Annotated in this window: 7 protein-coding genes; 5 read left to right on the forward strand and 2 right to left on the reverse strand. The window is 70.1% G+C overall.

The window, feature by feature from the left end; genetic code table 11:
* Positions 1-4 precede the first annotated feature (4 nt).
* Positions 5-754 carry a 4-hydroxy-tetrahydrodipicolinate reductase gene (gene dapB, locus AB0O40_RS31385; protein ID WP_365048714.1) on the forward strand — a complete coding sequence of 250 codons (750 nt, stop codon included), beginning with the start codon at positions 5-7 and terminating at the stop codon, positions 752-754.
* Between the two features lie 9 nt (positions 755-763).
* Positions 764-1,219, forward strand: coding sequence for a tetratricopeptide repeat protein (locus AB0O40_RS31390; RefSeq protein ID WP_365048716.1), 456 nt, complete (start codon positions 764-766; stop codon positions 1,217-1,219).
* Positions 1,220-1,283: 64 nt separating this feature from the next.
* On the opposite strand, the gene AB0O40_RS31395 is transcribed toward AB0O40_RS31390, so the two are convergent.
* Together AB0O40_RS31395 and AB0O40_RS31400 are read right to left on the reverse strand one after the other, a co-directional pair.
* Positions 1,284-1,853, reverse strand: a complete 570-nt coding sequence (locus AB0O40_RS31395) for a PH domain-containing protein (protein ID WP_365048718.1) — start codon at positions 1,851-1,853, stop codon at positions 1,284-1,286.
* A 94-nt stretch (positions 1,854-1,947) separates the two neighbouring features.
* Entirely contained in the window at positions 1,948-2,184 is a 237-nt protein-coding gene (locus AB0O40_RS31400; RefSeq protein WP_365048719.1) for a hypothetical protein, read from the reverse strand.
* 204 nt (positions 2,185-2,388) lie between these two features.
* Between AB0O40_RS31400 and thyX the strand changes: the two genes are divergently transcribed.
* The 3 genes from thyX to AB0O40_RS31415 all read left to right on the forward strand — a co-directional run bounded on the left by thyX (position 2,389) and on the right by AB0O40_RS31415 (position 6,035).
* On the forward strand, positions 2,389-3,129 hold the full coding sequence (gene thyX / locus AB0O40_RS31405; RefSeq protein WP_365048721.1) for an FAD-dependent thymidylate synthase: 741 nt from the start codon (positions 2,389-2,391) through the stop codon (positions 3,127-3,129).
* Between the two features lie 211 nt (positions 3,130-3,340).
* The gene (dapA, locus tag AB0O40_RS31410) at positions 3,341-4,240 is read left to right on the forward strand and encodes a 4-hydroxy-tetrahydrodipicolinate synthase (protein WP_365048722.1); all 900 of its coding nucleotides are present in this window, start codon (positions 3,341-3,343) and stop codon (positions 4,238-4,240) included.
* 109 nt (positions 4,241-4,349) lie between these two features.
* On the forward strand, positions 4,350-6,035 hold the full coding sequence (locus AB0O40_RS31415) for a ribonuclease J (RefSeq protein WP_365048724.1): 1,686 nt from the start codon (positions 4,350-4,352) through the stop codon (positions 6,033-6,035).
* Positions 6,036-6,300 lie beyond the last annotated feature (265 nt).

Consider the following 6,300-nt stretch of genomic DNA (forward strand, 5'->3'; position numbering starts at 1 on the left):
GAACATGAGCAAGCTGCGCGTGGCCGTCCTCGGAGCCCGGGGCCGCATCGGTTCCGAGGCCGTCCGGGCCGTCGAGGCCGCGGAGGACCTGGAGCTGGTCGCGGCCCTCGGCCGCGGCGACAAGCTGGAGTCGCTGGTCGACGCCGGCGCCCAGGTCGTGGTCGAGCTGACCACCCCGGCCTCGGTGATGGGCAACCTCGACTTCTGCGTGCGCCACGGCATCCACGCCGTCGTCGGTACCACCGGATGGACCGAGGACCGCCTCGCGCAGCTCGACGGCTGGCTCGCCCAGTTCCCGGGGACCGGTGTGCTGATCGCACCGAACTTCTCCATCGGGGCCGTGCTCACCATGAAGTTCGCCGCCCAGGCCGCCCGCTACTTCGAGTCCGTCGAGGTGGTCGAGCTGCACCACCCGAACAAGGTCGACGCCCCCTCGGGCACGGCCACCCGTACCGCCCAGCTGATCGCGGCGGCCCGGGCCGAAGCCGGCTGCGCGCCCCAGCCCGACGCCACCACCACCGCCCTGGACGGCGCGCGCGGCGCCGACGTGGACGGGGTACCGGTGCACGCCATCCGGCTGCGCGGCCTGCTCGCGCACCAGGAGGTCCTGCTCGGCGGGGAGGGCGAGACCCTGACCATCCGTCACGACTCCCTGCACCACAGCAGCTTCATGCCGGGCGTGCTGCTCGGCGTGCGCCGCGTGGTGAGCACTCCGGGCCTCACCTTCGGCCTGGAAAACTACCTCGACCTTTAGGCCTCACCCATGCGCGCGAAGATCACGTACTTCCTCACGGCCCTCGTCCTGGTCGTCTACTTCGTCCTGGTCGGCAGCCGGGGCGTGCTGCTCATCCAGCACGGCACGCTCCTGACCGTCACCTTCGGGGTGGCCGTGCTGATCCTGCCGGTCATCGGCATCTGGTTCCTGTGGCAGAACACCCGGTTCGTCAGCCGGGCCAACGCCCTGGCCGCCGAGCTGGAGGCGGCCGGCCAGCTGCCCGTGGACGAGCTGGAGCGGGACGGGTACGGCCGGATCCTGCGGGACTCCGCGGACGAGGTCTTCGCGCGCCGCAAGGCCGAGACGGAGGACGCGCCGGACGACTGGCGCTGCTGGTTCCGGCTGGCGGTCGCCTACCACGACGCCCGGGACACCCCGCGGGCGCGCAAGGCGATGCAGCGGGCCATCGCGCTGCACGAGAAGAAGCCCGTACCGGCCCTCTGAGACCGGGTACGGGCTGGACGGACGCGGGCGGCCGCCCCTGGTGGGGAGGCCGCCCGTCCGGCTGTCAGACGGCGGCCGGCGCGTACTCGGCCGCCCAGGCCTCCACCGTGTCGGCGGCCCGGTCGAAGGCCTCCGTACGCGCGAGGAAGTCGGCGTTGTGGTCGGTGAGCAGCACCGGCAGCGCACCGCCGGACCGGGCGGAGGCGGTCAGGGCCTGGCCCTGGACCGTCCGCGGCAGGCCCAGCCAGCGCACCGGCTGCTGGACGGTGCGCACCTCGGCGACCTCCTGCCAGCCGATGGTCCGGGTGAAGAAGAACGACACCCGGCGCAGCCCGGCCCGGCTCACCCAGATGCCGGTGCGCAGCAGCCGCAGCGCGGCCCCCACCACCAGCAGTCCGGCGGCCAGGCAGCCGAGCGCGCCGCCGGCCGCGCCGGCCGCGCCGACGATCACCGCGGCGAACAGCATGAACGACGCGAGCAGCAGCAGCAGTGCGCCGCCGGCCACCCGCCAGGGGCCCGGCCGGTAGGGCCGGCGCCAGCGGTCGTGGTCCTCGTAGGGCAGCGGGGTGTCGTCCGGTCCGGGCTGGTCGTGCGCGTCGAATGCGCTGTCCGCCGTCAGGAAGGGCAGGGGCACGGCTGGTCCTCACTCACATGCACATTCGGTTGGGCTGTGCCCGTGAGGCTATCCAGCCCGTCTGTGGCCATCCACCCCAGGGGGGCCGGACGCGTCAGCGCCCTTGGGAGGCCGTGGACTGCTCGGCCTTGCCCGGCGTCTGCGGCTGCAGCGCGGGCATCCCGAAGAGCAGGGAACCGACGAGGCCGGCCACCACTGTGAGTCCGACCAGAGTACGGGCGGCGATCTGCGGAAGCCCGAGACGCTCGCGCGGCGGGGGAGTGACGTTACTGCGGAATCGGTCGGCCTCGGCGACGAAGGCGAACGGGACGGGCTCGCGCCGGCGGAACATGGTGGGACTCTCCTCACGGTGGAAATCCGGACGGACTGGTGCGGGGGGTTTCTATGTGGTTAGACGCACAAAGAGCCCAATGGGTGCCCCGTTTCGCCAAATTCCCGGAAGTCTGCGCCGGGGCGTCGGCGGTCCGGCGCCGTGGGTGCGGACCCGTAGAGTGGGCGCGCCCGAGCGACGCGATTTTGGAAGGACCCCCCGCCGGTGAGCGAGACGCACGACTCCGACCTGAAACCCAGCTTCCGCAGCGATGTCACCGTGGAGCTGGTCAAGCACGCGGCCACGGACTCCGACGTCCTGTGGGCGGCCCGCGTGTCGACGGCCGGAGAGCAGTCGCTGGACGAGCTCCAGAAGGACCCCGAGCGCTCCAAGGGACTCATCAACTACCTGATGAGGGACCGGCACGGCAGCCCCTTCGAGCACAACTCGATGACCTTCTTCATCAGTGCCCCGATCTTCGTCTTCCGCGAGTTCATGCGGCACCGCGTCGGCTGGTCGTACAACGAGGAATCCGGCCGCTACAGGGAGCTCCAGCCGGTCTTCTACGTCCCGGACGAGTCCCGCAAGCTGGTCCAGGAGGGCCGCCCGGGCAAGTACGTCTTCGTCGACGGCACCCCGGAGCAGCAGGAGCTGACCGGCCGCGTCATGGAGGACTCCTACCGCCAGGCGTACGAGGCGTACCAGGAGATGCTGCGCGCCGGGGTGGCCCGCGAGGTCGCCCGCGCGGTCCTGCCGGTGGGCCTGTTCTCCTCGATGTACGCCACCTGCAACGCCCGCTCGCTGATGCACTTCCTCGGTCTGCGCACCCAGCACGAGCTGGCCGCCGTCCCCTCCTTCCCGCAGCGGGAGATCGAGATGGTGGGCGAGCAGATGGAGGCCCACTGGGCCCGGCTGATGCCGCTGACGTACGCCGCGTTCAACAAGAACGGCCGCGTGGCGCCGTAACGTACTGATGTGCTGAGCAATCAGCCGAAGTGTCCGTATTGCGACGTTTCGTGAAGTTCATCTAGGCTGATCAAACGGACCCGGCACTGCTTGAACCCCCGAGCAGGCAGTGCCGGGCTCCAACACACTTCCCCGGTCCCCACCGGGACGGCCTTCCCACACGTCCCCCCAAGGGGACCCCGCGGGCAGAGCAGCGAGTAGCGTGTTACCCATGGCTCCGATCTCCACTCCGCAGACCCCCTTCGGCCGGGTCCTCACCGCGATGGTCACGCCCTTCACGGCTGACGGCGCGCTCGACCTCGACGGCGCTCAGCGCCTGGCCGCCCACCTGGTGGACGCAGGCAACGACGGCCTGATCATCAACGGCACCACCGGTGAGTCCCCCACCACCACCGACGCGGAGAAAAACGACCTCGTACGCGCGGTCCTGGAGGCCGTCGGAGACCGGGCCCACGTCGTCGCCGGCGTCGGCACCAACGCCACCCACCACAGCCTCGAGCTCGCCCGCCAGGCCGAGGCCACCGGCGCGCACGGCCTGCTCGCCGTCACGCCGTACTACAACAAGCCCCCGCAGGAGGGCCTGGTCCGGCACTTCACGGCCATCGCCGACGCCACCGGCCTGCCGGTCATGCTCTACGACATCCCCGGCCGCAGCGGCGTCCCGATCAACACCGAGACGCTCGTCAGGCTCGCCGAGCACCCCCGCATCGTCGCCAACAAGGACGCCAAGGGTGATCTCGGCCGCGCCAGCTGGGCCATCGCCCGCAGCGGCCTGGCCTGGTACTCCGGCGACGACATGCTCAACCTGCCGCTCCTGTCGGTGGGCGCCGTCGGCTTCGTCTCGGTCGTGGGCCACGTGGTCACCCCCGAGCTGCGCGCCATGCTCGAGGCCCACCTCAGCGGCGACGTGCAGAAGGCCACCGAGATCCACCAGAAGCTGCTCCCCGTCTTCACCGGCATGTTCCGCACCCAGGGCGTCATGACGACCAAGGCCGCGCTGACCCTCCAGGGCCGGCCGGCCGGCCCGCTGCGGCTCCCCATGATCGGCCTCACGGACGAGGAGACCGCGCAGCTCAAGCTCGATCTCGCGGCCGGCGGGGTACAGCTGTAACCACAGACTTCACAACTGAACAGTCATCCGTAAGAGCAACAGCAAGTGCACGAATGCATGCGCGCCACGTGCCCCTGAGGCACGTGGCGCGTGTGGTGAGGAGAGACTTTTGAGCCATCCGCATCCGGAACTCGGCCCGCCGCCGAAGCTGCCCAAGGGCGGCCTGCGCGTCACCCCGCTCGGTGGCCTCGGCGAGATCGGCCGGAACATGACCGTCTTCGAGTTCGACGGTCGCCTGCTGATCGTCGACTGCGGCGTCCTCTTCCCCGAAGAGGAGCAGCCGGGCATCGACCTGATCCTGCCCGACTTCTCGTCCATCCGTGACCGCCTCGACGACATCGAGGGCATCGTGCTCACGCACGGTCACGAGGACCACATCGGCGCCGTCCCCTACCTGCTTCGCGAGAAGCCGGACATCCCGCTGATCGGTTCCAAGCTGACCCTCGCGCTGATCGAGGCGAAGCTCCAGGAGCACCGCATCCGCCCCTACACCCTCGAGGTGAAGGAGGGCGAGCGCGAGCGCCTCGGGCCGTTCGACTGCGAGTTCATCGCGGTCAACCACTCCATCCCGGACGCCCTCGCGGTGGCCATCCGCACCCCCGCGGGCCTGGTCGTCGCCACCGGCGACTTCAAGATGGACCAGCTCCCGCTGGACAACCGCCTCACGGACCTGCACGCCTTCGCCCGGCTGAGCGAGGAGGGCATCGACCTCCTCCTCTCGGACTCGACGAACGCCGAGGTCCCGGGCTTCGTCCCGCCCGAGCGCGACATCTCGAACGCCATCCGCGGCGTCTTCGCGAGCGCCCAGAAGCGGATCATCGTCGCTTCCTTCGCCAGCCACGTGCACCGCATCCAGCAGATCCTGGACGCCGCCCACGAGTACGGCCGCCGGGTCGCGTTCGTCGGCCGCTCCATGGTCCGGAACATGGGCATCGCCCGTGACCTGGGCTACCTGCGGGTCCCGGCCGGTCTGATCGTCGACGTCAAGACGCTCGACGACCTGCCCGACCACGAGGTCGTCCTGGTCTGCACCGGCTCCCAGGGCGAGCCCATGGCCGCCCTCTCCCGGATGGCCAACCGCGACCACCAGATCCGGATCGTCCAGGGCGACACCGTCATCCTCGCGTCGTCCCTGATCCCGGGTAACGAGAACGCCGTGTACCGCGTGATCAACGGCCTGACCCGCTGGGGCGCCAACGTCGTCCACAAGGGCAACGCCAAGGTGCACGTCTCGGGCCACGCCTCGGCCGGCGAGCTGCTGTACTTCTACAACATCTGCAAGCCGAAGAACCTGATGCCGGTCCACGGCGAATGGCGGCATCTGCGGGCCAACGCCGAGCTCGGCGCGATGACGGGAGTCCCCAAGGACCACATCGTCATCGCCGAGGACGGCGTGGTCGTCGACCTGATCGACGGCCGGGCGCGCATCACCGGCAAGGTCCAGGCCGGCTACGTGTACGTGGACGGCCTGTCGGTCGGCGACGTCACCGAGGCCTCCCTCAAGGACCGCCGGATCCTCGGCGACGAGGGCATCATCTCGGTCTTCGTCGTGGTGGACAGCACCACCGGCAAGGTCGTGGGCGGCCCGAACATCAACGCCCGCGGCTCCGGCATCGAGGACTCCGCCTTCGTCGCGGTGGTCCCGAAGATCGAGGAAGCCATCGCCAAGGCCGCCGCGGACGGCGTCGCCGAGCCCCACCAGCTGCAGCAGCTCATCCGCCGCACGCTGGGCAAGTGGGTCTCCGACGGCTACCGCCGGCGCCCGATGATCCTGCCCGTGGTCGTCGAGGTCTGACCGACCCCGTACGCCCTCCGGGGGAGCGGGGCAACCGGATTTGCATCCGGGGGCCCCGCTCCAGTACGTTTACGGCTCCACCCCAGCAAGGACCCGGGCACGCACGCGTGCCGAAACGGTTCCGGAGCGGGTTGGTAAATCGGACCAGGGAAACCTGATAAAGTCTGAATCGCCGGAAGGGAAAAGCCGCGAAAGCGACTGGAACCGGAAAGCACCGAGGAAATCGGGTCCGGAAAGATCTGATAGAGTCGGAAACGCAAGAACG

It is taken from the genome of Streptomyces sp. NPDC089919 (genome assembly GCF_040684615.1).
In the GTDB taxonomy this organism is placed as follows: domain Bacteria; phylum Actinomycetota; class Actinomycetes; order Streptomycetales; family Streptomycetaceae; genus Streptomyces.

Bases quoted from the DNA above. Each gene is read 5' to 3' on its own strand.
- dapB (WP_365048714.1), top strand. From the start codon at position 5: ATGAGCAAGCTGCGCGTGGCCGTCCTCGGAGCCCGGGGCCGCATCGGT.
- AB0O40_RS31390 (WP_365048716.1), top strand. From the start codon at position 764: ATGCGCGCGAAGATCACGTACTTCCTCACGGCCCTCGTCCTGGTCGTC.
- AB0O40_RS31400 (WP_365048719.1), bottom strand. From the start codon at position 2,184: ATGTTCCGCCGGCGCGAGCCCGTCCCGTTCGCCTTCGTCGCCGAGGCC.
- dapA (WP_365048722.1), top strand. From the start codon at position 3,341: ATGGCTCCGATCTCCACTCCGCAGACCCCCTTCGGCCGGGTCCTCACC.